23 protein-coding genes are annotated in these 25,845 nt (G+C 66.3%); 14 read left to right on the top strand and 9 right to left on the bottom strand.

The window, feature by feature from the left end:
• Positions 1 to 11: 11 nt before the first annotated feature.
• Complete coding sequence (locus ASE70_RS07865) at positions 12 to 554, bottom strand: hypothetical protein (RefSeq protein WP_056503185.1); 543 nt, start codon at positions 552 to 554, stop codon at positions 12 to 14.
• Between the two features lie 196 nt (positions 555 to 750).
• Between ASE70_RS07865 and ASE70_RS07860 the strand changes: the two genes are divergently transcribed.
• Entirely contained in the window at positions 751 to 1,167 is a 417-nt protein-coding gene (locus ASE70_RS07860) for a DUF1810 domain-containing protein (RefSeq protein WP_056395883.1), read from the top strand.
• Between the two features lie 14 nt (positions 1,168 to 1,181).
• Here ASE70_RS07860 and ASE70_RS07855 read toward each other — a convergent pair whose 3' ends face one another.
• Entirely contained in the window at positions 1,182 to 2,348 is a 1,167-nt protein-coding gene (locus tag ASE70_RS07855; protein ID WP_056503182.1) for a PQQ-dependent sugar dehydrogenase, read from the bottom strand.
• A gap of 185 nt (positions 2,349 to 2,533) precedes the next feature.
• On the opposite strand from ASE70_RS07855, the gene rimP reads away from it, so the two are divergent.
• The 11 genes from rimP (at position 2,534) to ASE70_RS07800 (ending at position 16,072) form a co-directional block, all read left to right on the top strand.
• Complete coding sequence (gene rimP, locus ASE70_RS07850; protein WP_056395879.1) at positions 2,534 to 3,094, top strand: ribosome maturation protein RimP; 561 nt, start codon at positions 2,534 to 2,536, stop codon at positions 3,092 to 3,094.
• A 1-nt stretch (position 3,095) separates the two neighbouring features.
• Entirely contained in the window at positions 3,096 to 4,718 is a 1,623-nt protein-coding gene (gene nusA, locus ASE70_RS07845) for a transcription termination factor NusA (protein ID WP_056395876.1), read from the top strand.
• Entirely contained in the window at positions 4,663 to 5,454 is a 792-nt protein-coding gene (locus ASE70_RS07840) for a DUF448 domain-containing protein (RefSeq protein WP_082450852.1), read from the top strand. Before nusA ends, ASE70_RS07840 begins: the two co-directional genes overlap by 56 nt.
• 4 nt (positions 5,455 to 5,458) lie before the next feature.
• A complete protein-coding gene (infB, locus tag ASE70_RS07835; protein WP_056503177.1) occupies positions 5,459 to 8,326 on the top strand; it encodes a translation initiation factor IF-2 in 2,868 nt (955 codons plus the stop codon).
• Between the two features lie 68 nt (positions 8,327 to 8,394).
• Positions 8,395 to 8,928, top strand: coding sequence for a hypothetical protein (locus tag ASE70_RS07830; RefSeq protein ID WP_056395867.1), 534 nt, complete (start codon positions 8,395 to 8,397; stop codon positions 8,926 to 8,928).
• A gap of 3 nt (positions 8,929 to 8,931) precedes the next feature.
• The gene (rbfA, locus tag ASE70_RS07825) at positions 8,932 to 9,345 is read left to right on the top strand and encodes a 30S ribosome-binding factor RbfA (protein ID WP_056395865.1); all 414 of its coding nucleotides are present in this window, start codon (positions 8,932 to 8,934) and stop codon (positions 9,343 to 9,345) included.
• Positions 9,346 to 9,921 (top strand): thymidine kinase, encoded by a 576-nt coding sequence (locus tag ASE70_RS07820; RefSeq protein ID WP_056395862.1) that lies wholly within the window; start codon positions 9,346 to 9,348, stop codon positions 9,919 to 9,921.
• Positions 9,921 to 10,922 (top strand): tRNA pseudouridine(55) synthase TruB, encoded by a 1,002-nt coding sequence (gene truB, locus ASE70_RS07815; protein ID WP_056503174.1) that lies wholly within the window; start codon positions 9,921 to 9,923, stop codon positions 10,920 to 10,922. The genes ASE70_RS07820 and truB overlap by 1 nt, the downstream gene beginning before the upstream one ends.
• Before the next feature lie 11 nt (positions 10,923 to 10,933).
• A complete protein-coding gene (gene rpsO, locus ASE70_RS07810; protein WP_055757416.1) occupies positions 10,934 to 11,203 on the top strand; it encodes a 30S ribosomal protein S15 in 270 nt (89 codons plus the stop codon).
• 230 nt (positions 11,204 to 11,433) lie between these two features.
• Entirely contained in the window at positions 11,434 to 13,785 is a 2,352-nt protein-coding gene (gene pnp / locus ASE70_RS07805; protein ID WP_056503171.1) for a polyribonucleotide nucleotidyltransferase, read from the top strand.
• A 136-nt stretch (positions 13,786 to 13,921) separates the two neighbouring features.
• On the top strand, positions 13,922 to 16,072 hold the full coding sequence (locus tag ASE70_RS07800) for a PBP1A family penicillin-binding protein (RefSeq protein WP_082450850.1): 2,151 nt from the start codon (positions 13,922 to 13,924) through the stop codon (positions 16,070 to 16,072).
• On the opposite strand, the gene ASE70_RS07795 is transcribed toward ASE70_RS07800, so the two are convergent.
• Genes ASE70_RS07795 through ASE70_RS07785 form a run of 3 tightly spaced genes read right to left on the bottom strand, consistent with a single transcriptional unit; the run spans position 16,039 to position 17,878 of the window.
• Complete coding sequence (locus ASE70_RS07795) at positions 16,039 to 16,842, bottom strand: M48 family metallopeptidase (protein WP_056503169.1); 804 nt, start codon at positions 16,840 to 16,842, stop codon at positions 16,039 to 16,041. The genes ASE70_RS07800 and ASE70_RS07795 overlap by 34 nt on opposite strands.
• A complete protein-coding gene (locus tag ASE70_RS07790; RefSeq protein WP_443024852.1) occupies positions 16,839 to 17,273 on the bottom strand; it encodes a YcgN family cysteine cluster protein in 435 nt (144 codons plus the stop codon). Before ASE70_RS07790 ends, ASE70_RS07795 begins: the two co-directional genes overlap by 4 nt.
• Positions 17,270 to 17,878 carry an SCO family protein gene (locus ASE70_RS07785; protein WP_056503567.1) on the bottom strand — a complete coding sequence of 203 codons (609 nt, stop codon included), beginning with the start codon at positions 17,876 to 17,878 and terminating at the stop codon, positions 17,270 to 17,272. Before ASE70_RS07785 ends, ASE70_RS07790 begins: the two co-directional genes overlap by 4 nt.
• Before the next feature lie 55 nt (positions 17,879 to 17,933).
• On the opposite strand from ASE70_RS07785, the gene ASE70_RS07780 reads away from it, so the two are divergent.
• Positions 17,934 to 18,530 (top strand): ankyrin repeat domain-containing protein, encoded by a 597-nt coding sequence (locus tag ASE70_RS07780; RefSeq protein ID WP_056395844.1) that lies wholly within the window; start codon positions 17,934 to 17,936, stop codon positions 18,528 to 18,530.
• Between the two features lie 6 nt (positions 18,531 to 18,536).
• Here ASE70_RS07780 and ASE70_RS07775 read toward each other — a convergent pair whose 3' ends face one another.
• The 4 genes from ASE70_RS07775 to ASE70_RS07760 form a co-directional block, all read right to left on the bottom strand.
• On the bottom strand, positions 18,537 to 19,832 hold the full coding sequence (locus ASE70_RS07775; RefSeq protein ID WP_056503160.1) for a dicarboxylate/amino acid:cation symporter: 1,296 nt from the start codon (positions 19,830 to 19,832) through the stop codon (positions 18,537 to 18,539).
• Between the two features lie 67 nt (positions 19,833 to 19,899).
• The gene (locus ASE70_RS07770; protein ID WP_056503157.1) at positions 19,900 to 21,240 is read right to left on the bottom strand and encodes an FAD/NAD(P)-binding protein; all 1,341 of its coding nucleotides are present in this window, start codon (positions 21,238 to 21,240) and stop codon (positions 19,900 to 19,902) included.
• The gene (locus tag ASE70_RS07765; protein WP_056503155.1) at positions 21,237 to 22,538 is read right to left on the bottom strand and encodes a sigma-54-dependent transcriptional regulator; all 1,302 of its coding nucleotides are present in this window, start codon (positions 22,536 to 22,538) and stop codon (positions 21,237 to 21,239) included. Before ASE70_RS07765 ends, ASE70_RS07770 begins: the two co-directional genes overlap by 4 nt.
• Positions 22,519 to 24,291, bottom strand: a complete 1,773-nt coding sequence (locus ASE70_RS07760; RefSeq protein WP_056503152.1) for a sensor histidine kinase — start codon at positions 24,289 to 24,291, stop codon at positions 22,519 to 22,521. The genes ASE70_RS07765 and ASE70_RS07760 overlap by 20 nt, the downstream gene beginning before the upstream one ends.
• Positions 24,292 to 24,512: 221 nt before the next feature.
• On the opposite strand from ASE70_RS07760, the gene ASE70_RS07755 reads away from it, so the two are divergent.
• On the top strand, positions 24,513 to 25,814 hold the full coding sequence (locus ASE70_RS07755) for an MFS transporter (RefSeq protein WP_056503564.1): 1,302 nt from the start codon (positions 24,513 to 24,515) through the stop codon (positions 25,812 to 25,814).
• Positions 25,815 to 25,845 lie beyond the last annotated feature (31 nt).

Genomic DNA, 25,845 nt, shown 5'->3' with positions numbered 1-25,845 from the left:
CGCCGCCCGCCTCACTTCTTGTCGAGGTTGATGATGAACAGCGGCCCGAATTCGAACGTCTGCTTGCCGGTCGCCAGTTGCAGCGACGCCATCAATTCGCCCGCCGCATAGTCGCGATCGGCCTTGCCCGCTACCTGCTGGAACTCGAACGCCTCACCCGCTTCGATCGGCCCGCCGACGATGGTGGTATAGGGTTCCTTGTTCAGCTGAATGCCCGCACTGGCGATCTTCGCCTTGGTCCCCGCCGGCATCCCCGTCGCACGGACGTGGAAGGCGAGGACGAGGCGGTCGCCCTTCGCCACCGGCGCGGTCGTCGGCGACTGGAGCTGGATGTTCCACGGATTCTTGTCGGCACCCGGAATCGACAGCTTCAGCACCTTGCCGCCATCGACATCCTTGCTGCGCGTCAGCGGCGGCTTCGGAATGCCATAGACCTGCAAACTGCCCGGCATCGGCGCGTTGATGACCTTTGCGGCAAAATCTTCGGCGGTCTGCGCAGTCGACGGCGCGGCGACCACGGCAACCAGCACGGCTGCCATCCAGCTTTTATGCATATCCCCTCCCAAGGAATGTTGGAGCGACGATGCTAGGCGAATCGTGGTCGACCGATCAACGGTAAACGTTGTCAGGGTCTGTCCGGAAACGCACGGTTAGGCGCGTTGCGGCACCGGCTCGAAACTCGCCCTTTCGCGCGGTTCGCAACAGACCCTCGGCATTGGCTGTCGGGATCGCTCTTCCCATCTTGCGGTGATGGACGACGACCTGCACCGCTTCACCACCTCGCAACGCGACAGCTATGCCGATGCGCTCGCCGAGCTTCGCGCCGGTGCGAAGCGCAGCCACTGGATATGGTTCGTGTTTCCGCAGATCGCCGGCCTCGGCCACAGCACCACCGCACGGCATTTCGCGATTCGCGATCTGGCAGAAGCCCGCGCCTATCTGGCGCATCCCTTGCTCGGTGAACGACTGCGCGAATCGAGCGAGGCCTTGCTCGCGCATCGCGGTCACGACATCGCCCACATCCTCGGCCCGATCGACGCGATCAAGCTGCGCTCGTCGATGACGCTGTTCGACGCGGCAGCGGATGGCGGCGAACCGGTCTTCGCCGCGATCCTCGACGGCTTCTACGGCGGCGAGCGTGATCCGGCCACGCTCGCCCGCCTGTAATCGGCCGCGGGGTATCAACCGCGCGGGGTCAGTTTCAGCAGCTTGGCATTGGCCCCGTCCTGCAAGACCCAGATCGCGCCGTCCTGCCCCTCCTCGACTTCGCGGATACGGGCGTTCATCGGCCACTGGTCGCCCTTGGCGGCGCTGGTGCCGTTCACATCGACCCGGACCAGCGCCTCGCTCGACAGACCGCCGATGAACAGGTCGCCGGCATATTGCGGGAACAGCTTGCCCGAATAGACGATCAGCCCGCCCGGCGAGATCACCGGGTTCCACGCGACCTTCGGCGCTTCCAGATCGGGGCGGGTGCTGTGGCGCGGGATCGGACGGCCGTCATAATGATCGCCCTCCGACACCAGCGGATATCCGTAATTGCGCCCGGCGACGATCAGATTGACCTCGTCGCCGCCTTTCGGTCCCATTTCCTGTTCCCACAAATTGCCCTGCGCATCGAACGCGATGCCGAGCAGATTGCGGTGCCCGTACGACCAGACCGCGGGATGGAAGCCGTTCGCGGTCAGCCCCGGATCGCCCGCCGGTTGTCCGTCGAGCGTCAGGCGCAGCACCTTGCCCAGCGTCGCCTTGGGGTCCTGCGCTGGATCGAATTTCTGCCGCTCGCCATTGGTGAAGAACAGGTGCTGCCCATCGGGGGCGAACGCGATCCGGCCCGAATAATGGCCGTCGCCACTGACGAACGGTGTCGCGCGGAACAATTCGGTCATGCCGGTCAGCCGGTTGCCGTCGAGCACCCCGCGCGCCAGCACGACGCCCTTGCCGCCGTCCCCGGCCACCGAATAGCTGAGATACACCCGGCGGCTGTTGGCGAAATCGGGGGCGAGCACCACGTCCATCAGCCCGCCCTGCCCCGCCGAATCGACCGGGATGGTCGCGGCGGTGGTGCGCTGGCTCCCATCGGTGCTGACCAGCAGCAGCGTGCCGCCCTTTTCGGTCACCAGCATCCGCCCGTCGGGCAGGAAGGTCATCGCCCATGGCGCGTTGAACGTCGCCACTTCCCGCGCTGCGAACGGCAGGCCGCCGGTGGTCGGGCCGGGTGCGGGGGCCGGAGTCGTGGTGGCGCTCGGGGCCGGGGCGACGATGGCGGGGGCCGCGTCCACGTCGCTGCCGGCGTTGCACGCCGCCAGCAATGCGGCGGCGGGAATCAGCGAACGGAATGACGGCATCGGCGGAATCCTCTCGAAACAACATTGTTGCCGTTGGCAACGCGGTGCCGGCGGGCACGATCCGGTGCCCCTTGCCGAGACATGCAATTTTACATATAGGGACGTTGCTTCCTCGACATCGCCAACGTGCCGAGGCCGGTTCCAGCAGGGACCGGCGGCGAAGCGGCGTAGCTGATGGAGACGGCATGGCGGATATCGCCGAACTGACGCGATTGATCGAACCGGAAGCACAGGCACTGGGCTTTGCGCTCGTGCGGGTGAAGATGATCGGTGGCAAGTCGGACCCGACGTTGCAGGTCATGGCCGAACGGCCCGACACGCGGCAGCTGACCATCGACGACTGCGCCGAACTGTCGCGTCGCATTTCCGACCTGATGGACGAGAACGATCCGATCGAGGAGGCGTATCGTCTGGAGGTGTCGTCGCCCGGTATCGACCGGCCGCTGACGCGCCTTGCCGATTATGACGACTGGAAGGGGTTCGAGGCGCGCGTGACGCTCGATGCCCCGATCGACAGTCGCAAGCAGTTGACGGGGATCCTGATGGGAACCGAAGGCGATCAGGTCACTGTCGACGTGCGCAAGCACAAGCCGATGACCGTCCCCTTCGCCGCGATCATCGATGCGAAACTGGTCATTACCGATGCCCTGCTGAAGGCGACCGCGCCGCTTTCGACCGCGGGTGCCGACGAGTATGAAGACGAACCGGCCGACGACGAACCGGCTGACGCAGAAGGACAGAACTGACATGGCCACCGCCGTCACCGCCAACCGGGCGGAACTGATCGCGATCGCGAATGCGGTCGCATCGGAAAAGATGATCGACAAGGCCATCGTGATCGAGGCGATGGAAGACGCGATCCAGCGCGCCGCCAAGACGCGCTACGGGTCGGAAAACGACATCCGCGCCAAGCTCGATCCGAACACCGGCGACCTTCGCCTGTGGCGCGTGCTAGAAGTCACCGAGCTGGTCGACGACCATTTCAAGCAGATCGGCGAGAAGGACGCGCAGAAGCTGCAAAAGGGTGCGGCGATCGGCGACTATATCGTCGACCCGCTGCCCCCGATCGAATTCGGCCGCATTCAGGCGCAGGCATCGAAGCAGGTCATCCTGCAAAAAGTCCGCGACGCCGAGCGCGAACGCCAGTTCGAGGAATTCAAGGATCGGCAGGGTGAGATCATCACCGGCGTCGTCAAGCGCGTCGAATTCGGCCATGTCGTCGTCGATCTGGGTCGCGCCGAAGGCGTCATCCGCCGCGACCAGCAGATTCCGCGAGAAGCGGTCCGTGTCGGCGACCGCGTCCGCTCGCTGATCCTGAACGTGCGCCGCGAGAACCGCGGGCCGCAAATCTTCCTCAGCCGCGCGCATCCCGACTTCATGAAAAAGCTGTTCGCACAGGAAGTGCCCGAAATCTACGACGGCATCATCGAGATCAAGGCCGCTGCCCGCGATCCGGGGTCGCGCGCCAAGATCGGCGTCATTTCGCATGACGGCTCGATCGATCCGGTCGGCGCGTGCGTCGGCATGAAGGGCAGCCGCGTGCAGGCCGTCGTGCAGGAAATGCAGGGCGAAAAGATCGACATCATCCCGTGGTCGCCCGACACCGCGACCTTCGTCGTCAACGCGTTGCAGCCGGCCAATGTCGCGCGCGTCGTGCTCGACGAGGAAGAGGACCGCATCGAAGTCGTCGTTCCCGACGATCAGCTGTCGCTCGCCATCGGCCGTCGCGGCCAGAATGTCCGCCTCGCCAGCCAGTTGACCGGCAAGGCGATCGACATCCTGACCGAAGCCGATGCGTCGGAAAAGCGTCAGAAGGAATTCATCGAACGCTCGGGCATGTTCGAGAAGGAACTCGACGTCGACGAGACGCTGGCACAGCTGCTGGTCGCCGAAGGGTTCGGCGAGCTGGAAGAAGTCGCCTATGTCGAGATCGAGGAACTGGCGGGCATCGAAGGCTTCGACGAAGACCTTGCGCAGGAGCTGCAAAGCCGTGCGCAGGAAGCACTCGAACGCCGCGAACAGGCCGCCCGCGAAGAGCGCACTGCGCTTGGTGTCGAGGATGCGCTGGCCGAGCTGCCCTATCTGACCGAAGCGATGCTGGTGACGCTGGGCAAGGCGGGCATCAAGACGCTCGACGACCTCGCCGACCTCGCCACCGACGAACTGGTCGAAAAGAAGAAGGCGGAACCGCGTCGTCGCGGCGACGATGCACCGAAGCGCGAAGCGCCCAAGGGCGGCATTCTCGCGGAATATGGCCTGACCGACGAACAGGGTAACGAGATCATCATGGCCGCCCGCGCCCATTGGTTCGCCGATGAGGACGTCGCGGTCGAAGAGTCGGAGGACGCAGTTGCGGAATCCGAACAATGACACCGCGCGGCTAACCGACAGCCCCGAGCGCAGCTGCATCCTGTCACGCGAACACGGTTTGCGTGACGGGCTGGTGCGACTCGCCCTCTCCCCCGACGGTAACGTACTTCCCGATGTCCGCGCCAAGGCTCCCGGCCGTGGTGCGTGGATCGGGGTGACCCGGGCCGAGCTGGAAACGGCGATGGCCAAGGGGAAGTTGAAGGGGGCGTTGGCGCGTGCGTTCAAGGGCGCGACGCTGACGATCCCCGCCGACCTTCCGCAGTTGATCGAGGATGCGCTGCGGCGTCATGCGCTCGACCGGCTGGGACTGGAGGCCAAGTCGGGGTTCGTCGTCGTCGGCGGCACCGCGATCGACAAGGCGGCACGCAGCGGCAAGCTGTACGCCCTGTACCATGCGTCCGACGCCGCGCCCGATGGTGCCGGCAAACTGGCGCAGGCATGGCGCGTCGGCAGCGACGACGAAGGATCGGGTCGCAAGGGATTGGCATTGCCGGTCCCACGCACCATATTGTCATTGGCGCTTGGGCGCGAAAATGTGGTACATGTCGGCCTGACCGACGCACGGGCGGCACAGCGGGCCAATGACGCGCTGTCCCGCTGGCTGCATTTTATCGGACCCGAACCTATCCCTGCGGCTTGCGAAACATCTTCGCAGGGCGCATCGACGGCGCAATTTTCCGGCACGGACGTTGTCGGTCACATTGGCGTCGACCAATTGAAGCAGGAACCTGAGTAACCGGATGAGCGACATCGACAACGACAAGCCGAAGCTGGGCACACGCGCGCCGCTCGGCCTCAAGCGCACCGTGGAAACCGGCCAGGTGAAGCAGAGCTTCAGCCACGGCCGCTCCAATACGGTGGTCGTGGAGGTGAAGCGCCGCCGTGTGCTTGGCCGTCCCGGCGAAGAACAGCAGCCTGTCGAACAGGCCGCACCCGAAGCGACGCCCGCACAGCAGCGTCCGGCCCCCACGCCGGCGGCCCCTGCCCCGCGTCCGGCGGCCAGCAATGCCGGTCTGTCGCGTCACGAACTGCAGGCCAAGCTGCTGCGCGAGGCCGAAGAAGCGCGGATGAACGCGGCCGAGGAACATCGTCGTCGCGACGAACGCCTCGCCCGCGAAGCCGTCGAGGCCGAGCGTGCCCGCGTCGAGGAAAAGGCGCGCGCCGCCGCCGATCCGACGCCTGCTCCGGAACCGACCGCGGCACCTGCACCGGAACCGACGCCCGCGCCGGTTGCCGAACCAGCCCCGGAACCGACGCCGGCTCCCGAGCCGACGCCTGCCCCGGCCCCGGTCGAGGCAGCACCTGCGCCCGTAGCGGAGCCGACCCCGGCGCCGGAACCGGTCGCGGAGACGCCTGCGCCCAAGCCGATGCCAGCACCCGCGCCGGTTGCGGCCAAGCCCGCACCGGCACGTCCTGCCCCGCGTCCGGCCGCTGCGCCTGCCCCGGCACCGCAGCCGATCGTCCTCACCGCCGACCCCAACCGGCCGGCACCGCGTCGCTTCACCCCGGTGCAGCGTCCGGAAATCCCGAAGCCGCAGCCCAAGCCCGAGCCGGCCCCCGCGCCCGTCGCCGCTGCGGCAGCGACGCCCGCCGCCCGTCCGGCGGCTGGTGGTCAACCCGCGCGCCCCGGTCCGTCGGGCTCGGGTCAGGCGACCCCGCGTCGCAACGAACCGGCGCGTCCCGCGCCGTCGCGTGACCGCAAGGGTGATGATCGCCGCCAGTCGGGCAAACTGACCGTCACGCGCGCTTTGGGCGACGATGGTGCCCGCTCGCGCAGCCTCGCTGCGTTGAAGCGTGCGCGCGAGAAGGAAAAGCGTGGCTTTGGCGGCCCGCGCGAGCCGCAGATCAAGCAGGTCCGCGACGTGCAGGTTCCCGAAACCATCACGGTGCAGGAACTCGCCAACCGCATGGCCGAAAAGGGTGCGGATCTGGTCAAGATGCTGTTCAAGATGGGTTCGCCCGTCACGATGACGCAGACGATCGATCAGGACACCGCCGAACTGCTGGTGACCGAATTCGGCCACAACATCGTTCGCGTCAGTGATTCGGACATCGACCTCGCGCTCGACACGGTCGAGGACGCGGTCGAATCGCTGCGTCCGCGTCCGCCGGTCGTCACGATCATGGGTCACGTCGATCACGGCAAGACGTCGCTGCTCGACGCGCTGCGCGGTACCGACGTGGTCCGCGGCGAGGCCGGTGGCATCACCCAGCACATCGGTGCCTATCAGGTGACGATGAAGGACAAGTCGCGGATCACCTTCCTCGATACGCCGGGCCACGAAGCGTTCAGCGAGATGCGCGCACGCGGTGCCGACGTGACCGACATCGTAATCCTGGCGGTGGCAGCGGACGACGGACTGATGCCGCAGACGATCGAGGCGATCCATCACACGCGTGCCGCGGGCAAGCCGATGATCGTCGCGATCAACAAGGTCGACAAGCACGAGGCGAACCCGCAGCGTATCCGCGAACGCCTGCTCGAACATGATGTGCAGGTCGAGGAAATGGGCGGCGAAACCCAGGACGTCGAGGTCTCGGCACTGAAGAAGACCGGCCTCGAACAGCTGATCGAGAAGATCCAGCTCCAGGCCGAACTGCTCGAACTGCAAGCCAACCCCGATCGTCCGGCCGAAGCCAGCGTGATCGAGGCCAAGCTCGACAAGGGCCGTGGTCCGGTCGCGACCGTGTTGGTCCGTCGAGGCACCCTGCGCGTCGGTGACGTGTTCGTCGTCGGTGCGGAGAGCGGCAAGGTCCGTGCGCTGATCGATGACAAAGGACGTCAGGTGAAGGAAGCCGGTCCGTCGACCCCGGTCGAGGTGCTGGGCCTGTCGGGCGTGCCGATGGCGGGGGATCCGTTGCAGGTCGTCGAGAGCGAGGCGCGTGCCCGCGAGGTCGCCGAATATCGCCAGAGCGTGCTGCTTCAGAAGCGCACGACCCAGGCACCGGCGAGCCTCGAAAGCATGTTCTCGGCGCTCAAGTCGAAGCAGGCGATCGAATATCCGCTGGTGGTCAAGGCCGATACCCAGGGTTCGGTCGAAGCCATTGTCGGGGCGCTCAACAAGATCTCGACCGACGATATCCGTGTGCGCATCCTGCATTCGGGCGTCGGCGGCATCACCGAGAGCGACGTGACGCTGGCGGCGGCATCGGGTGCGCCGATCATCGGCTTCAATACCCGTCCCAATGCCAAGGCGCGCGAAATCGCCGAACGGAACAAGGTGGCGTTCAAATATTACGACGTCATCTATACGCTGACCGACGATATTCGTGCGGGCATGGCGGGTACGCTGGGTCCGGAAGCGTTCGAAACCGTCGTCGGCCGTGCCGAAATCCGCGAAGTCTTCTCGGCGGGCAAACATGGTCGGGCCGCCGGTCTGCTTGTGGTCGAAGGGATCATCCGCAAGGCGCTCAAGGCACGCATCACGCGCAACGACGTCATCATCTACCAGGGTGAAATCGCGTCGCTGCGTCGCTTCAAGGACGATGTTCCCGAAGTGCGCGCGGGCCTCGAATGCGGTGTCACGTTCACGCAGAACTTCACCGACATCAAGGCGGGCGACTATCTTGAAACCTACGAAGTCGAACTGCGCGATCGCACGCTGTGATTGACGGGCGGCAAGGGGCAACCCTTGCCGCCACCCTACGGCCCCGGCTGCGCCTTGCCACGGCATGGGTGACCGGCGGGGCGGCGGTGTTGTTTGTCGCCAACCTGCTGTCCTATTGGGCGATACCGGTCGTCACGGCGCTGCTGGCGCTGTGCTGGCTGGCGCTGTGGATCGACGGACTGGTACGAAGCTGGCAGCTGCGCGCGACGGGATTGCCGGCGTCGTTGCCGGCCTTCCTCCCGCTCATCGCCCTGCCCTTTGCTGCGTTTTGTGCGAACCACGCGCTGTACTGGTCGCACGTCGCGCCATCTTGGTGGCGGCTGCGGTCTGAACAAGGTTCGTTCGATCGGGCGCTTGCCGGTGGTCCCATACCGAAGGGTGTCGCCGATGTTGTGCGTTCCGGTCCGCGCATGGTGTTTCGAACCGTGAACGGCGTGTCGGGAAACCGGGCCGGCATCGTTTACGATCCCACCGACCGCATGGCCACCGCGCGCGGTTGGAACGGCGGACCGGTCGCCGCCGACATTCGAAACGTCTTCGGCAATTCCACCATCTGGTGCCAGCGACTCGACAGTCATTGGTTCCACTGTCAATTCGGTTGAGTCATGTCAGAAACCACGCCCGAAACCCGCTCCGTCCGCCTGCTGCGCGTTGGCGAACAGGTCCGCCATATCCTGTCCGAAATCCTTGCACGCGGCGATGTGCATGACCCGGTGCTCGAAAAGCATCTGGTGTCGGTCACCGAAGTCCGCATGTCGCCCGACCTGCGCCATGCGACGGTTTTCGTGAAGCCGCTGCTTGGCAAGGACGAGGAGCTGGTGCTCAAGGCGCTGCGCACCAACACCGCCTATCTCCAGTCGGAGGTCGCACGGCGGGTGAACCTGAAATACGCCGCCAAGCTCAAATTCCTGATCGACGAAAGTTTCGACGAAGGCACTCGCATCGAACAGTTGCTGCGCGATCCCAAGGTCGCGCGCGATCTGGAAAGCGACGATAGCGAGGGCGGGGCCGAGGACTGAGTGGCCAAGCTGTATTTCTATTATGCGTCGATGAACGCGGGCAAATCGACGACGCTGCTGCAAGCCGATTTCAATTATCGCGAGCGCGGGCTGACCACGTTGCTGTTCACCGCCGCGATCGACACCCGCGAAGGCACCGGGACGATTGGGTCGCGCATCGGCCTGTCTGCGCCGGCGACGCCGTTCGACGCGGACACCGATCTGCTCGAAAGCGTCGCTGCGCAGCATCGGCAGCACGCCGTCGGCTGCGTGTTGGTGGACGAAGCGCAGTTCCTGTCGGCGGATCAGGTCGACCAACTGGCGAAGGTTGCCGACGACCTCGGCGTACCCGTCCTTGCCTATGGCCTGCGCACCGATTTTCGGGGAAGCCTCTTCCCCGGTTCGGCCCGACTGCTGGCGATCGCGGATGCGCTGATCGAACTCAAATCGGTTTGCACCTGCGGCCGGAAGGCGACGATGAACCTGCGCGTCGATGCGCAAGGCCGCGCCGTCCGCGACGGGCAACAGACCGAGATCGGCGGCAACGATCGCTATGTCGCGCTGTGCCGCCGCCATTTCTGTGAGGCGATGCGCTGATGCACGGTTGGATCATCATCGACAAACCGCTCGGCCCCGGATCGACGCAGATCGTCTCGGCGGTGAAGCGCGCCCTGCGCGAAGGCGGCTATGGCAAGCACAAGGTCGGCCATGGCGGGACGCTCGATCCGCTGGCGACGGGCGTGCTGCCGGTCGCGATCGGCGAAGCGACGAAGCTGGCCGGGCGGATGCTCGATGCCTCGAAACGCTATGATTTCACGATTCGCTTCGGCGCACAGACCGATACGCTCGATCTGGAGGGGAAGGTCATTGCCGAGTCGCCGGTTCGACCGACGCTTGCCGACATCGAATCGGTGCTGGCGCGGTTTAGGGGCCCGATCGAACAGGTACCGCCCGCCTATTCGGCGCTGAAGGTCGATGGCGAGAGGGCCTATGACCTTGCGCGCAAGGGGGAAGAGGTCGTCCTCGCGACGCGGAAGGTGACGGTGTTCTCTCTGCAAATCCTCCCCGGCACGGGGAGTGGGACCAGCGAAGCTGGTGGAGGGGGCTCGCCGCCGGACGCAACCGCTGTGGATGCGGCTACCCCCCTCCACCATCCTGCGGATGGTCCCCCTCCCAATGCTGGGGAGGAGCTAAACGAAATCACCCTCACCGCCTTCGTTTCCAAGGGCACCTACATCCGCTCCCTCGCGCGCGACATCGCGCTGGCGCTCGGCACGGTCGGCCACGTCACCATGCTCCGCCGCACCAAAGCCGGCCCGTTTACCCTCCAATCGGCCATTTCGCTGGACAAACTGGCGGAATTGGGTAAGGGCCACGCGCTTGAAGAAACGCTCCTGCCACTGGGGGCGGGGCTGGACGACATCCCGGCTCTGTCCCTGAACCCCGATCAGGCAGGGCGGCTCCGCAAGGGGCTTCGACTGATCGGGTTTGCAGCGGACGACGGTCTGGGCTTCGCGACACTGGACGATGTGCCGGTGGCGCTGGTCGAGACACTCGACGGGGAAACCCGTGTCGTACGCGGCTTCAACCTCGAATAGAAAGGACGACGATGTCGATTACCGCTGAGAACCGTCAGGCCCTCATCCAGGAACATGCCCGCGCCGAAGGCGACACCGGCAGCCCTGAAGTGCAGGTCGCGATCCTGACCACCCGCATCCAGAACCTGACCGAGCACTTCAAGACCCATGCGAAGGACAATCATTCGCGTCGCGGTCTGCTGATGCTGGTCAACAAGCGGCGTTCGCTGCTCGATTATCTGAAGAAGAAGGACGCGGAGCGTTATACGACGCTGATCGCGAAGCTCGGCCTTCGGAAGTAACGAAGAAAGGGCGGTCCGACGGGCCGCCCTTTTTTCATGTGGGGCGGCACGAACTCCGTCACCCAATTCCCCGCAAAACGGGGTATAGGCTTTGCGACCGGATCTCCGGCCAAGCCGTCCCGCCGCAATCCGGCGATGCGGGACACCGGGCCTAACGGTCCGACACTCGGGGTGGACCTCCACCCAAGCTGCCCCGGCGCGCATCCGGCCGCCGGCGTAAAGGAAACGACATGTTCGATATCAAGAAAAGCACCATGGACCTGGGCGGCAAGACGCTGACCCTCGAAACGGGCCGCGTTGCCCGTCAGGCCGACGGCGCGGTCATCGCGACGTTGGGTGAAACCGTGGTGCTGTGCGCGGTCACCGCCGCACGCTCGGTCAAGGAAGGGCAGGACTTCTTCCCGCTGACCGTCCATTATCAGGAAAAATATTCCGCTGCCGGCCGCATCCCCGGCGGCTTCTTCAAGCGCGAACGCGGCGCGACCGAAAAGGAAACGCTGACCAGCCGCCTGATCGACCGTCCGATCCGCCCGCTGTTTCCCGAAGGCTTCTACAACGAAATCAACGTCATCGCCCAGGTGCTGAGCTATGACGGCGAAAACGAGCCGGACATCGTCGCGATGATCGCGGCATCGGCGGCGCTGACCATTTCGGGCGTGCCGTTCATGGGTCCGATCGGTGCGGCGCGCGTCGGCTATGTCGATGGCGACTATATCCTGAACCCGACGCTGGATCAGGTGAAGGAAGGCGATCTCGATCTGGTCGTCGCCGCCACCGGCGACGCGGTGATGATGGTCGAATCGGAGGCCAAGGAGCTTTCGGAAGAGATCATGCTGGGTGCCGTCGTTTTCGCGCACGACGCGTCGAAGAAGATCGTGAACTGCATCATCGATCTCGCCGAACAGGCTGCCAAGGAGCCGTGGGAGCTGACGCCGGTCGCCGACCAGTCGGCCGCGAAGAAGAAGCTGAAGACGCTGATCGGCAAGGACCTGACGGCAGCCTACAAGCTGACCGACAAGCAGGCCCGCCAGAACGCGATCAACGACGCCCGCACCAAGGCGCGTGAAGCCCTTGCCGACCTGAAGGAAAGCGATCCGGCGCAGTATCTCGGCACGCTCAAGCTCGTGAAGAAGCTGGAAGCCGAGATCGTCCGCACCGCCATCCTGAAGGACGGCCGCCGCATCGACGGTCGCGACACGAAGACGGTCCGCCCGATCGAGTCGATGGTCCATTTCCTGCCGCGCGCGCATGGTTCGGCGCTGTTCACCCGCGGTGAGACGCAGGCGATCTGCACCACCACGCTGGGCACCAAGGACGCCGAGCAGATGATCGACGGCCTGAACGGCCTGCACTATGAACGCTTCATGCTGCACTATAACTTCCCGCCCTATTCGGTCGGCGAAGTCGGTCGCTTCGGTGCGCCGGGCCGCCGCGAAGTCGGTCACGGCAAGCTCGCATGGCGCGCGCTGAACCCGGTGCTGCCGTCGAAGGACGAGTTCCCGTACACGATCCGCGTCCTGTCGGACATTACCGAGTCGAACGGCTCGTCGTCGATGGCGACGGTGTGCGGCGGTTCGCTGTCGATGATGGATGCGGGCGTACCGCTCAAGCGTCCGGTGTCGGGCATCGCGATGGGCCTGATCCTTGAGGGCAAGGATTACGCGGTCATCAGCGACATCCTCGGCGACGAGGATCACCTTGGCGACATGGATTTCAAGGTGGCGGGCACCAGCGAGGGCATCACCAGCCTGCAGATGGACATCAAGATCGCCGGCATCACCGAAGAGATCATGAAGGTCGCGCTGGCACAGGCCAGTGAAGGCCGCGCGCACATCCTCGGCGAAATGGCCAAGGCGCTGGGCGAGACCCGCACCGAGCTGTCGGCACATGCCCCGCGCATCGAGACCTTCACGATCGACAAGTCGAAGATCCGGGAAGTCATCGGCACCGGCGGCAAGGTAATCCGTGAGATCGTCGCGACCACGGGTGCGAAGGTCGACATCGATGACGAGGGCGTCATCAAGGTGTCGTCGTCCGATCCGGCGCAGATCGAAGCCGCGATCAACTGGATCAAGGGCCTGGTCGAAGAGGCCGAGGTCGGCAAGATCTACAACGGCAAGGTCGTCAACCTCGTCGATTTCGGTGCGTTCGTGAACTTCATGGGCGGCAAGGACGGTCTCGTCCACGTTTCGGAAATCCGCAACGAGCGGGTCGAAAAGGTCGCCGACGTCCTGTCCGAAGGCCAGGAAGTGAAGGTCAAGGTTCTGGAAGTCGATCCGCGCGGCAAGGTTCGCCTGTCGATGCGCGTCGTCGATCAGGAAACCGGCGCAGAACTGGAAGACTCGCGTCCGGCGCGCGAACCGCGCGAAGGCGGCGACCGTGGTCCGCGTGGTCCGCGCCGTGACGGCAGCGGCCGTGATGGTGGCGATCGTGGTCCTCGTGGCGAAGGCGGCGATCGTGGCCCGCGCCGCGACGGCGGCGATCGCGGCCCACGCCGTGACCGTGGCGACCGTCCGCGTCGCGAAGAGGGCAAGGACGAAGGCGGCAATGCCGGCCTGCCGTCGTTCATCACCGACAACTGATCGTTCGCGATCCGGTTAAGGAAGGGCTCGCGGCAACGCGGGCCCTTTTTTGTTGGGCGGCATGGGGTAAGTGGCGGGCACACCGTCGCACAGGGCTTGTGCCCCCCCGCCCGGAAGCGGTATCCGGCGCATCTTCATGGCACGCTCTTCCCAACGTCCGCAAAAGCGGCCCGCCGCCGCTCCGTCCCGCTGGCGGCGCATCCTGCGCTGGACGTTGGGGATCGGCTTCGGCCTTGCGCTGATGGCGGTGATCGCGCTGGTCGTCGCGGTCTATAATGCCAGGTCGAGCATACCGAGCTTCAGCCAGCTCAAATCATCTCCTAACGGACAGATGATCCGCGTGCGGGCCGCCGACGGGTCGATCCTCGTTTCGCTGGGGCCGAGCTATGGCGAATGGATCCCCTATTCGCAGATCCCAGCCCCGATGCGCGAAGCAATGGTCGCGGTCGAGGACCGCCGCTTCCGCTCGCACTGGGGCGTCGATCCGGTGGCACTCGCGCGCATCACCAAATTCGCGATCGAGACCCGCGGCACCGGCCGGCGGTTGCAGGGCGCATCGACGATCACGCAACAGGTCGCGCGCACCATCTTCCTGTCGAACAGCTATACGGTCGGGCGCAAGTTCCGCGAGATCATTCTGGCACTGGCACTCGAACGGAAGTTTACCAAGAACCAGATCCTCGAACTGTACCTGAACAAGGTCTATTTCGGCGGTGGTGCATACGGCATCGATGCGGCGTCGCGGCGCTTCTTCAACCACCCCGGCACCGAATTGTCGCTGTCCGAAGCGGCGGTGATCGCCGGGCTGGTCAAGGCACCGTCGCGCTATTCGCCGACCGCCGATGCCGAGGCGGCGGTCGGTCGCGCTGGCGTGGTCCTGAAGCTGATGCAGGAGACCGGCGCGATCACCGCGAGCCAGGCAATGGACGCCGATCCGAAGGCGATCAAGCTGGCCCCCGAACCGCAGCAGAACAGCGTCCGCTATTTCACCGACTGGGCGCTGCCGCAGCTCGAAACGCTGATCGACGAGACCGAAGCGCCGCTCGACGTGTGGACCACGCTCGACCCTTCGATGCAGCAGAGCGCTGATACCGCGATCCGCGCCAACGCCCCCGCCGGGGTACAGGGCGCGCTGGTCGCGCTCGACCGCGACGGTGCGGTGCGGGCGATGGTTGGCGGCAAGGACTATGTGTCGTCGATCTACAACCGCGCGACGCAGGCGACGCGCCAGCCGGGGTCGGCGTGGAAGCTGTTCGTCTACCTTTCGGCGCTCGAAGCGGGCATGAACCCCGACAGCCAGGTCAACGACGCGCCGATCACCATCGACGGGTGGAGCCCGCGCAACGCGTCGCGGCGGTATAGCGGGCAGGTATCGCTGCGCACCGCCTTTGCCTATTCGCTCAACACCGTATCGGCACGGCTGGGGCAGGAGGTCGGCTTTGCGACCGTTGCCGACATGGCGCGGCGGTTCGGCATCACCACCCCGGTCAACACCAAACCGGCGATGGTGCTCGGCACGTCCGACGTGCGGCTGATCGACCTGACCCGCGCCTATGCCTCGGTCGCGAGCGGCGGGACGGCGGTCGTCCCCTATGGCATTACCCGGGTCACCGCCAACGGATCGGTGATCTATCAGCATCAGGTCGATAGTTCGCGCGTGCTGGTCGCACCCTATGTCGCACAACAGATGACCGACCTGCTCCAGACGGCGGTCAATACCGGCACCGGTCGCGCGGCGCAGATCGGACGCCCCGTCGCGGGCAAGACCGGCACGACCAGTTCGTACAAGGACGGCTGGTTCATGGGCTTCTCGTCGGGAATCACCACCGGCGTGTGGATGGGCCGCGACGATGCGAAGGCGGTCGGCGGGCTGCAGGGCGGCACCGCCCCCGCGCGCGCCTTTGCTGCGTTCATGCGACAGGCAGTGGCGAACCGCCCGGTCGAGGAGTTCAATACCAAGGTGACGCTGCCCGAATGGCAGGAAGAGCCCGACGCGGAGAGCTATTACGGTGCGCCCGACGACCGGGTCTATGTCGATCCCGACGGCAACCCGATCGAACAGCCGCGCCCCGGCGATAGCAACCCGCAGGCCGAACCGGACGACGACGAAACACCGGTGCAGCCGCGCGTACCCGACGAACAGCTCGATCAGGACTGGATCGACCGCGCGCTCGGCCGGGGGCAGCAGCGTCCCGAGCAGCCCGTGCCGGCACAACGTCGACCGTTGCCCGATCGTCGTCAGCCGCCGCCCGGCTATTCCGAAGAAGACGCCCGCCCGAACCAGTGAAGCGCCGCCCCGTCCGCGCGCAGCCAGCGGCGGGCGGTATCGGGATCGCCCTCGAACAGGTCGGCGACCAGTGCGTGGAAGGCGGGACCGTGATGCATGTGTACGCGGTGCGCGACCTCATGCGCGACGGTCGCCCGCCGGACGAAGCCGGGGGCGAGCAACAGCCGCCAGCTATAGCGGATCGTGCCGGTCGAACTGCAACTGCCCCAGCGGGCTTTCGGGTCGCCGATCGCGACCTGCGCCACGGTGACGCCGGCCTTTGTGGCATAGTGCGCGGTGTCTTCGGCGAGCAGGCGTAGCGCCTCGCGCTTGAGCCAGCGTTCGATGCGGGCGGGGAATTGTTCGATCGGGCCGCCGCAGGTGAGGATGGCGTCGTCTCCTTCGCCACCGACGTCACCCCAGCGCAGGCTGGGGTCTTCCGGTAAAGGAGCGTCGCGCCTCGCCGCGGAAGACCCCAGCCTGCGCTGGGGTGACGGATGCGGTTGGTCACCGGACACAAACTGCACCGTCCGTGAGCCGCCTTCGACCCACCGCAACCGCACCGCCCGATCCGCCACCGGCACCGTCGCGCCGTCGATGAACGGCCGCCCCTGCGGCAGCCTTGCCCGCTGTGCCGCGATCCATTCGGCCTTCTCGCCCGCCCATGCCACGGCCTTGGCCAGCGCCATCCGCTTCGGCACGGTCAGGCGTACCCGACCGGTCGCCGGGTCGACCGACAGCCGCGCGACACGCGCGCGCGGATGGCGGACGACCTCGACCCCTTCGATCACAGGATGCGGTCGGTCAGGTGGTTCTCGAGATCGCCAACATCGTTTTCCGAGACGGTCCAGCCGCGCGTCGACTGACCGGCGGCATGGACGCTCTCGCGGTCGCCGCTGTTCAGATAATGCCAGTCGGGCAGCGGCTTGCCCTCGTTTCGCAGGCGATAGGCACAGGTCGAGGGCAGCCATTCGATATCCCCGACATTGCGCGCGTTCAGCCGCACGCATTCGGGAACATAGGCATGGCGGTGGCGATAGTCGCTGCACTGGCCCATGCGCCGGTCGAGCAGTTTGCACGCGACGTTGGTCGCATGGATTTCGCCGGTATCCTCATCCTCCAGCTTGTGGAGGCAGCATTTGCCGCAACCGTCGCACAAGGCTTCCCATTGCGCGCGGTCGAGTGCCGCCAGCGGCAGCTCTTCCCAGAAGCGCCCGCTCACCGGACCCACTTCTTCAGCTCGGCGGCGACGGCCGGGCCGCCTTCTTCCTGTGGCAGCAGCGCGACCGGGCGACCCTGCGGGTCCATCAGGATCGCGGTGCGGCTATGGTCCATCAGATATTCGGTGGCACCGGGCGGCTGCGACTTGGCATAGGTGACGCCATAGGCACGCGCCGCATCGGCGATCGCCTGCGCACTGCCGGTTAGGCCAACCATGCGCGGGTGAAAGGCGGAGACGAACTTGCCGACTACTGCCGGGGTATCGCGTTCGGGATCGACGGTGATGAAGATCGGCACGACCTTCGCGCCCAATTCGGGCGCTTCGTCCTCGAACGCCTTCAGACCCGCCGCGATATTCTGGACATCGACCGGGCAGACATCGGGGCAATAGGTATAGCCGAAATACATGATCCGCCATTTGCCGGCGAAGTCGGTGTCGCGCACCACCTTGCCCGCAGGATCGGTCAGGACGAACGGCCCGCCAATGCGCGCACCGGCCAGCGGCGGGGCACCCGGCGATTCGGCCTGCCCGCCGCAGGCGGCAAGGGCCAGCGCGAACGCTGGCGCGAGGGTACGGACGATGCTGTTCATGGTGTTGCCAGCCATGATCTGATAGGCGACGCCTTGCAAGCCGCGTAACGTCCTTTCGGAGCCTGTTCCCATGTCCGCCATCCGCCTTCTCCTCGCCGCCGCGCTGATGCTGCCCGCCGCCGCCGGAGCGCAGCAGATGTCGCCGGGCTATGTGTTCCTGAAAGCGGTTCGCGACGAGGACGGGAACAAGGTCAACGACATCCTCGGCCAGCCGGGCCAGACGATCATCAATACCAAGGATCGTTCGACCGGCGAAAGCGCGCTGCACATCGTCGCGAAGAACGGCAACCTGACCTATTTGCGCTTCCTGCTCGCCAAGGGCGCGAACCCCAATATCCAGGACAATCGCGGCAACACCCCCGCGCTGCTGGCGGTCGAGGCCGGATCGGTCGAGGCGATCAACGCGCTCGTCGCGCGCAAGGCGAACCTGAACCTCGGCAACAGCAGCGGTGAGACGCCGCTGATCCGCGCGGTGCAGCTGCGCAACGTCGACATGGTGCGCACCCTGATCGCCGCCGGGGCCAATCCCGATCAGCCCGACGTGATGGCCGGCCTGTCGGCGCGCGACTATGCCAAGCGCGATACGCGCTCGCCGGTGCTGCTCAAGACGATCGACGACAAGCCGGCCAAGGCGGAAAAGGGCGCGGTCGCCGGCCCGAATCTGTAACGCGGTTCAGCCGGCCAGCGCGACGTCGGCGGGCGCGGACCGATCGGCCAGCAATCCCTCGCGCTTGGCGACGATCAGCGGGACCAGCATCTGCCCGGCGACGTTGACCGCGGTTCGCCCCATGTCGAGGATCGGGTCGATCGCCAGCAACAGCCCCGCCCCTTCCAATGGCAGGCCGAGCGTGGTCAGTGTCAGCGTGAGCATGACGGTTGCGCCGGTCAGCCCGGCGGTCGCCGCCGATCCCAGCACCGACACCATCACGATCAGCGCGTAATCGCCGGCGTGCAGCGTCAGCCCGAAGAATTGCGCGACGAAGATCGCCGCGACCGCCGGATAGATGGCGGCGCATCCGTCCATCTTGGTCGTCGATCCGAGCGGTACGGCGAACGCGGTATAGGCGGAGGGTACCCCCAGCGCGCGCTCGGTCAGTTCCTGCGTCACCGGTAGCGTCCCGACCGACGACCGGGTGACGAAGCCGATCTGGATCGCGGGCCATGCCCGGCGGAAGAACCAGAGCGGGTCGATGCGATGCACCGCCAGCAGCAGCGGGTAAACGACCAGCAGGACGATGCCGAGACCCAGATAGACCGTCGCCGCGAACGCGCCGAGCGACGACAGGGTGCTCCAGCCATAGCGGACGATCGCATCACCGATCAGCGCCGCCGATCCGATCGGGGTCAGCGCGATCACCCACCGCAGCAACCGGCGCAGGATCATCAGGGCCGAGGTGTTGAACGCCAGAAACGGCTCCCCCGCCGCCCCGACCCGGACGGCGGCAGCCCCGACCGCGATGGCGACGACGATGATCTGCAACACGTTGAAGCCCAGCGTGGTCGTCGCCGCGCCATCGGCGAGTTTCGTCACCGCGGTCAGACCGAGCAGATTGGCGGGAACTAGCCCTTTCAGGAAATCGAGCCAACTGCCGACGGCGGTCGGCGTAGCGGCGGTGGCGATGGGCGCGCTGCTATGCAGGCCCGGCTGCATCACCAATCCCAGCACGATGCCGATCGACACCGCGATCAGCGCAGTGATCGCGAACCACAACAACGTCTGCCCGACCAACCGCGCGGCATTGGGCAGGTCGCGCAATGCCGCGATCGATCCGACGATGGCGGTGAACACCAAGGCCGGGACCAGCGTCTTCAGCAACTGGACGAAGATCTGCCCGACCGTGTGCAGCGTCGTACCAAGCGCACCGTCCGCACCGCCCGCCTCCGCCGCGACGAAACCCAGGCCAATGCCGACCGCCATGCCGATCGCGACCTGCACGCCGAACGACGGCCAATATCTGGAAAGCTGCATCGAAGATATGTCGGGGGAACGGGCCACCGCGACAACCAAGCAAAACTAGGCTTGCTGCAACGCGGTATTACAGGCCCTCCCCGCCGACCCAATGTGCGTTCGACAGATAGCGTGCGACATCCCACACCTGTCGCCGCAAATCGGGCACGGCGACGATTTCCCAGAAGGCTCCCCGCGTCATCGGGCCGATCGCGAACAATTGCTCGTCCGCCGTGCCATCGGCCCGCAGCACGCGACCGGTCGATTCGACCTCGATCCCCAGATGTTCGGGATCGGGCCGGATGCGCCCGGCATCATGCAGCCGGGCGAGCAGCGGGTCGTCGGTCCGGGTCAGGTCGCCCTGCGGGCCGGTGCACGCGATGATGCGGGTGACGTGCAGGGTCTGGACGGTATCGTCCCCGCGCGGACGCCACCGCACGTCGACGCTGTCCCCCACCGGCATCGCATCGCATGTCTTGCCCGCCAGCACGGTCAGCCGCCCGCCATCGATCAGCGCCGCGATCCGGTCGGCGACGGCGGGGGCCAGCCGGTGGCGATGGATATCCCACCATGGCCGCAAATGGCGCAGGAAGCGGCGGCGTTCACCGTGGTCGGCCGCTGCCCAGATACCCTGGGTGAAGGGTCGCAATTCGTCGATCGCGCTGCGCCAGCCGATCGCCTGCCCGCGCGCCCGCACCGCTTGCACCAGCGCCGACAGCGGCGGGGTCGGGCGTTCGGCCAATGGCGGTTCGCCGGGCGTGGCGGGGGCATGGCGATGCGGCAGCAGCCCGCGCCGCGACAGGGCGACGATCTTCCCACCAAAGCCCCGCGCCTCCAGCGTCAGCACGACATCGACCATGGTCAGCCCGGTACCGATCAACAGTACGCGGTCGTCGTCGCACAGCCCGGCGGTCCCGCGCGCATCCCACGGATTGCCGACATAGGCGGGCGATCCCGTCACCGCGTCCAGTCCCGGCGGCACTTGCGGTGCGAGATTGCCGACCGCCAGCACCACCGCATCGGCGGCGATCGTTCGTCCGTCGCGCAGCGTCACCTTGCCGCCGTCGCAATCGACCGCCTCGCCCGCGACGATCGTCAGCCGGTCGGGCGCCGCTGCCTGCGCGCCGGCCAGCAATTCGCGCAGATATGCGCCATAGGTCGCACGCGGCACGAAATCGCCGCCGCCCTGCGCATCACCCTGTTCGGCGAGCCAGCGGACGAAATGGTCGGGCCGATCGGGAAAGGCGCTCATGTTCGCGGCACGCACGTTCAGCAGATGGTCGGGCTGCGCCATGCCGTACGCCACGCCCTGCCCGGCCGCGTCGCCGCGTTCGATCAGCGTGGCGCGCGGCCCGTCATGGCGCAGCAGGTTGATGGCGAGCAGCGTTCCCGAAAAGCCGGCACCGACGATCGCGACATGGCCGATCATGCCGCATCCCCCTCGCGACGGCGAAAACTGCTGGCGTCGATGCCGTGGCGCTGCAACCGGTCGTACAGGCTGCGACGCGGCAGCCGCAGCACCTCGGCCGTCGCGGCCACATCGCCGCCGGCCTGTTGCAATGCCTCCGCGATCATCGCCGCTTCCAGCCGGGCGAGCCGTTCGGTCAGCGACAGGCTCCCCCCGTCCTCATCGTCGCGGGCCAGCGCCAGCACGGTCTGCACGGCGAAGTTGCGGAGCGCCCGGACGTTGCCGCGCCACGGATCGGTCATCAGCCGCGCCTCTACTTCGGCGGTGATCGCGGGCACCGGCCGGTCGTACTGCGTCGCCGCGTCGCGCAGGAACCACGCGAACAGCATCGGCACGTCGGCGCGGCGTTCGCGTAACGGCGGGATGCGCAGCCGGATCGTTTCCAGCCGATAGAGCAGGTCCTCGCGGAACCGCCCGCTTGCCACCTCATCGGCCAGATTGGACTTGGCGGCGGCGATGACGCGCAGGTTGACGACGCGCGGCGGTTCGCGCCCATTGGCGGGCAGTTCGCGCTCCTCGATCACGCGCAGCAGCTTGCCCTGCATCGCGCTCGACATGCTGTCGATCTCGTCGAGGAACAGCGTGCCGCGATCGGCCTCGGCGATCCGCCCGCCGCTGCCGCGCGTGCCGAACAGGATTTCGTCGACCAGATGGTCGGGCAGCGCCGCGCAATCGACCGACACGAAGCCATGATTGCGCCGCTTGCTCCAGCGATGCAGCTGGCGCGCGGCCAGTTCCTTGCCGGTGCCCGTCTCCCCCTCGATCAGCAGATCGACGTCGATCTGCGCCAGCTGCCGCAGCTTGTCGCGCAGCGCATCCATGGCCGGCGTCGTACCGATCAGCGGATAATCCTCCTCTGCCGCCTCGACCGACGCCCGCAATCGCCGGTTTTCGAGCACCAGCCGCCGGGTTTCCAGCGCGCGCCGGACGCTGGCGATCAGATGGTCGGCGGCAAAGGGCTTGGCGATGAAGTCGAACGCACCACTGCGCATCGCCGCCACCGCCATCGCGACATCGCCATGGCCGGTCATCAGCAGCACCGGAATCTCGCCGTCGCGCGCACTGACCGCTTCGAACACGGCATGGCCGTCCATCCTGGGCATGCGGATATCGGTGACGACAATGCCGGGAAAATCCGGTCGTACTCGGGCCAGCGCGCTGGCGGCATCGGCGAACGCCTCCACCTCCAGCCCGGCAATGGCGAAGGAATCGACCAGCGCCGCCCGCAGCGCGTCGTCGTCATCGATCAGCAGGATCATCGCCGGCTTCCTTCTGTAATGTCACGCGGAACGTTGCGCCTGCACAGGATGGCACGACCGCAACCGTCCCGCCGAATTCGGTGACGATATCGCGGACGATGCCCAGTCCCAGCCCGAGGCCATCGGCCTTGCCGGTGACGAAGGGTTGGAAGATGTCGTCGGCGATGGCCGGGTCGATGCCGGGACCGTTATCGGCGACGGTCAGCAACACCTGCTGCCCGACGGGATCGACGCGCACCTCTACCCGTGGATCGGGCGTGTCGCGCACCGCCTCCAGCGCGTTGGTCAGCAGGTTGACCAGCACCTGTTCCAGTCGCACCCGACCGGCGCGCACCACCGGCTGTCCGGTCGGCGGCAGCACGAGCGCGACCCCGGCCCCGCGAAACCCGTCCCCGACCAGCAACAGCGCGCCCGCAATCACCGCGTCGAGCGGCACCGGACCGATCGTCCCCTTCCCCCGCCGGGCGAAGCGTCGCATCTCCTGCGTGATCGCACCGATCCGTGCGGTCAGGTCGACCGTCGTCGACAGGTTCGCCGCCACCCGGTCGATCCGGCCGCTGGCCAGATGATGTTGCGCATTTTCCGCCAGAGTGCGGATCGTCGCAACCGGCTGGTTGATTTCATGCGCCAGCCCGGCGGTGATCGATCCCAGCGATCCCAGTCGATTGGCCTGCGCCAGTTCCTCCCGCGCCGCGCGGAAGCGACGGTCGATCTCGGTCCGCTCGGCGATCTCCGCGCGCAGCGCCGCGGTCCGTTCGGCCACTGCCGTCTCCAGCGACGCGCGATAGCGTGCCGCCTGTGCCGCCCGCGCCGATCGCCACACGAACAGCGCGAGCAACGCGGCGATCGCCAGCGACGCGGCGATCGTCGTCAATCGCGCCAGCGCGGCGGCGTCGCGAAGCGTCCGCTGCGTCGGCACGACATGCAGCAACTGCCAGCCGGCCAGCGGCATGGCGGCACGGGCGAGCAGCATGTCCTCGCCCCCCGGCCCCTGCGCCGTATCGCTGCCGAAGCGATAGCGGCTGGACGACAGCGGCGCGTCGCCGAACTGGCCGCTGTGGGCGATGTCGGCGCGAACCGCGGCAGACAACGGCCGGGTGATGCGGAACCGCTCTGCGGCATCGGTCGCGAACAACAGGATGCCGCGCCCATCGGCGACCAGCGTCTGTCCCGGATCGCTCGACCATGCCCGGGTCAGGTCGTCGAACTCAACCTTGACGATGATGACGCCGGCCGGGTCGCTGGCCGTGCCGATCCGGCGCGCGAGGAACAGTCCGGGCCGGCCGCTGACATTGCCGACCGCATAATATTCGGCCGCCCCCCGCTGCATCGCCCGGATGAAATAGGGCCGGAAACGATAGTCGCGCCCGACGAAGCTCTCCGCCGTCCCGGCGTTCGAGGCGGCCACCGTCCTGCCGCGCCGGTCGAGCAGGTACAGCACCGGTGCCCCGGTCCGCTGCGCCAGCAACGCCAGCTTGCCGTTCATCCGCCGGGTCGCATCGGGATCGCCCCGCCGCAGCGTGTCGAACAGATCGGTATATTCGCCGAGCACGATCGGCAGCAGCCGAAATCGGGCAAGATCGCTGGCGAACAACCGCGCCTGTTGTCGGGCGGTGCGGGCGGTATCATCACGCAACCGGTCGATTCCGGCGCGTTCGAACCCGGTCAGCGAGGCCAGCCAGATCAGCCCGACCATCGCCATCGCCGCGATCAGCCCGGCCAGCAGCGTCATCCGGCGATGGATCCACCCCATGCGTGCAGAATATCGCAATGCTCGCAGCCATACCATGCGGAATTTCGCGCCGGATGCTCTAACCGGAGCGTCGGCCTACTATTTTATGATTGTATAACAGTTACTTGTTCGGATTCGCGATATCGTTTTGCGGGCAGCATGCGATCCTGCATTCTCTCCCCATCGGGCGGAACATGATTCCGTACCTAACCTGCAATCTTGGGAGAGATGCCTTGACCTCCATACCGCACCCGTCGGTCGCGACCGGTCCGTCGACCAATTCGCGGCTGAAATCGATCATCGGCGGATCGACCGGCAATCTGGTCGAATGGTTCGACTGGTATGTCTATTCGGCGTTCACCCTGTATTTCGCGCCGCACTTCTTTCCGTCGACCAGCCAGACCGCACAGCTGCTGAGCGCCGCCGCCGTCTTTGCGATCGGTTTCGTCATGCGGCCGATCGGTGCGTGGATCATGGGCATCTACGCCGATCGGCACGGGCGCAAGGCGGGTCTGACGCTGTCGGTGACGCTGATGTGCGCCGGATCGCTCATCATCGCCTGTACGCCCGACTATGAAGCGATCGGCCTGCTCGCACCGTCCCTGCTGGTCCTCGCACGGTTGATGCAGGGCTTGTCGGTCGGCGGCGAATATGGTGCCAGCGCGACCTATCTGTCGGAAATGGCGGGCAAGGACCGGCGCGGTTTCTTCTCGTCCTTCCAGTACGTCACGCTGATCTCGGGCCAGTTGCTGGCGATCCTGCTCCTGCTGTTGCTGCAATCGGTGCTGCCGAAGGCCGAACTGGAAGCATGGGGCTGGCGCATTCCGTTCTTCGTCGGTGCGGTGCTTGCCGTCGTCGTCTTCTATCTGCGGCGCGGCCTTGCCGAGACCGAAAGCTTCAAGAATACGAAGAAGACCGATGCGCCCAAGTCGGGCTTCCTCATGCTGCTGCGAAATCACCCGAAGGAAACCGCTCTGGTCATGCTGCTGACCGCCGGCGGTACGCTCGCCTTCTACGCCTATTCGATCTACATGCAGAAGTTCCTGGTCAACACGTCGGGCTTCACCAAGGAAACCGCGACCCAGATCAACGCGATCACCCTGTTCGTGTTCATGCTGTTGCAGCCGATCGCCGGCGGCCTGTCGGACAAGATCGGGCGCAAGCCGTTGATGATCGCCTTCGGCATCGCCGGGGTGCTGTTCACCTACCCGATCTTCAGCGCGCTGGAACAGACCCGCGACGCCATGACCGCCGGCCTGCTGGTGATGGCGGCGCTCATCATCGTCACCGGCTACACCTCGATCAACGCGGTCGTGAAGGCCGAGCTGTTCCCGGCGCATATCCGCGCACTCGGCGTGGCGCTGCCCTATGCACTCGCCAACACGATCTTTGGCGGCACGGCGGAATATGTCGCGCTGAGTTTCAAGGATGCCGGGTGGGAGCGCGGCTTCTACTGGTACGTCACCGCGATGATCGGCATCTCGCTGGTCGTGTATCTGCGGATGCGGGACTCGTCGAAGAACAGCCTGATCCAGGAGGATTGATCCGCCTACGCCGATCTCCTTCCACCTCTGA

The sequence above is a fragment of the Sphingomonas sp. Leaf22 genome (genome assembly GCF_001421715.1).
Lineage (GTDB): Bacteria > Pseudomonadota > Alphaproteobacteria > Sphingomonadales > Sphingomonadaceae > Sphingomonas.
The sequence above is the reverse complement of the archived record's forward strand: the minus strand, read 5'-3'. Positions and strand labels throughout refer to the sequence as shown.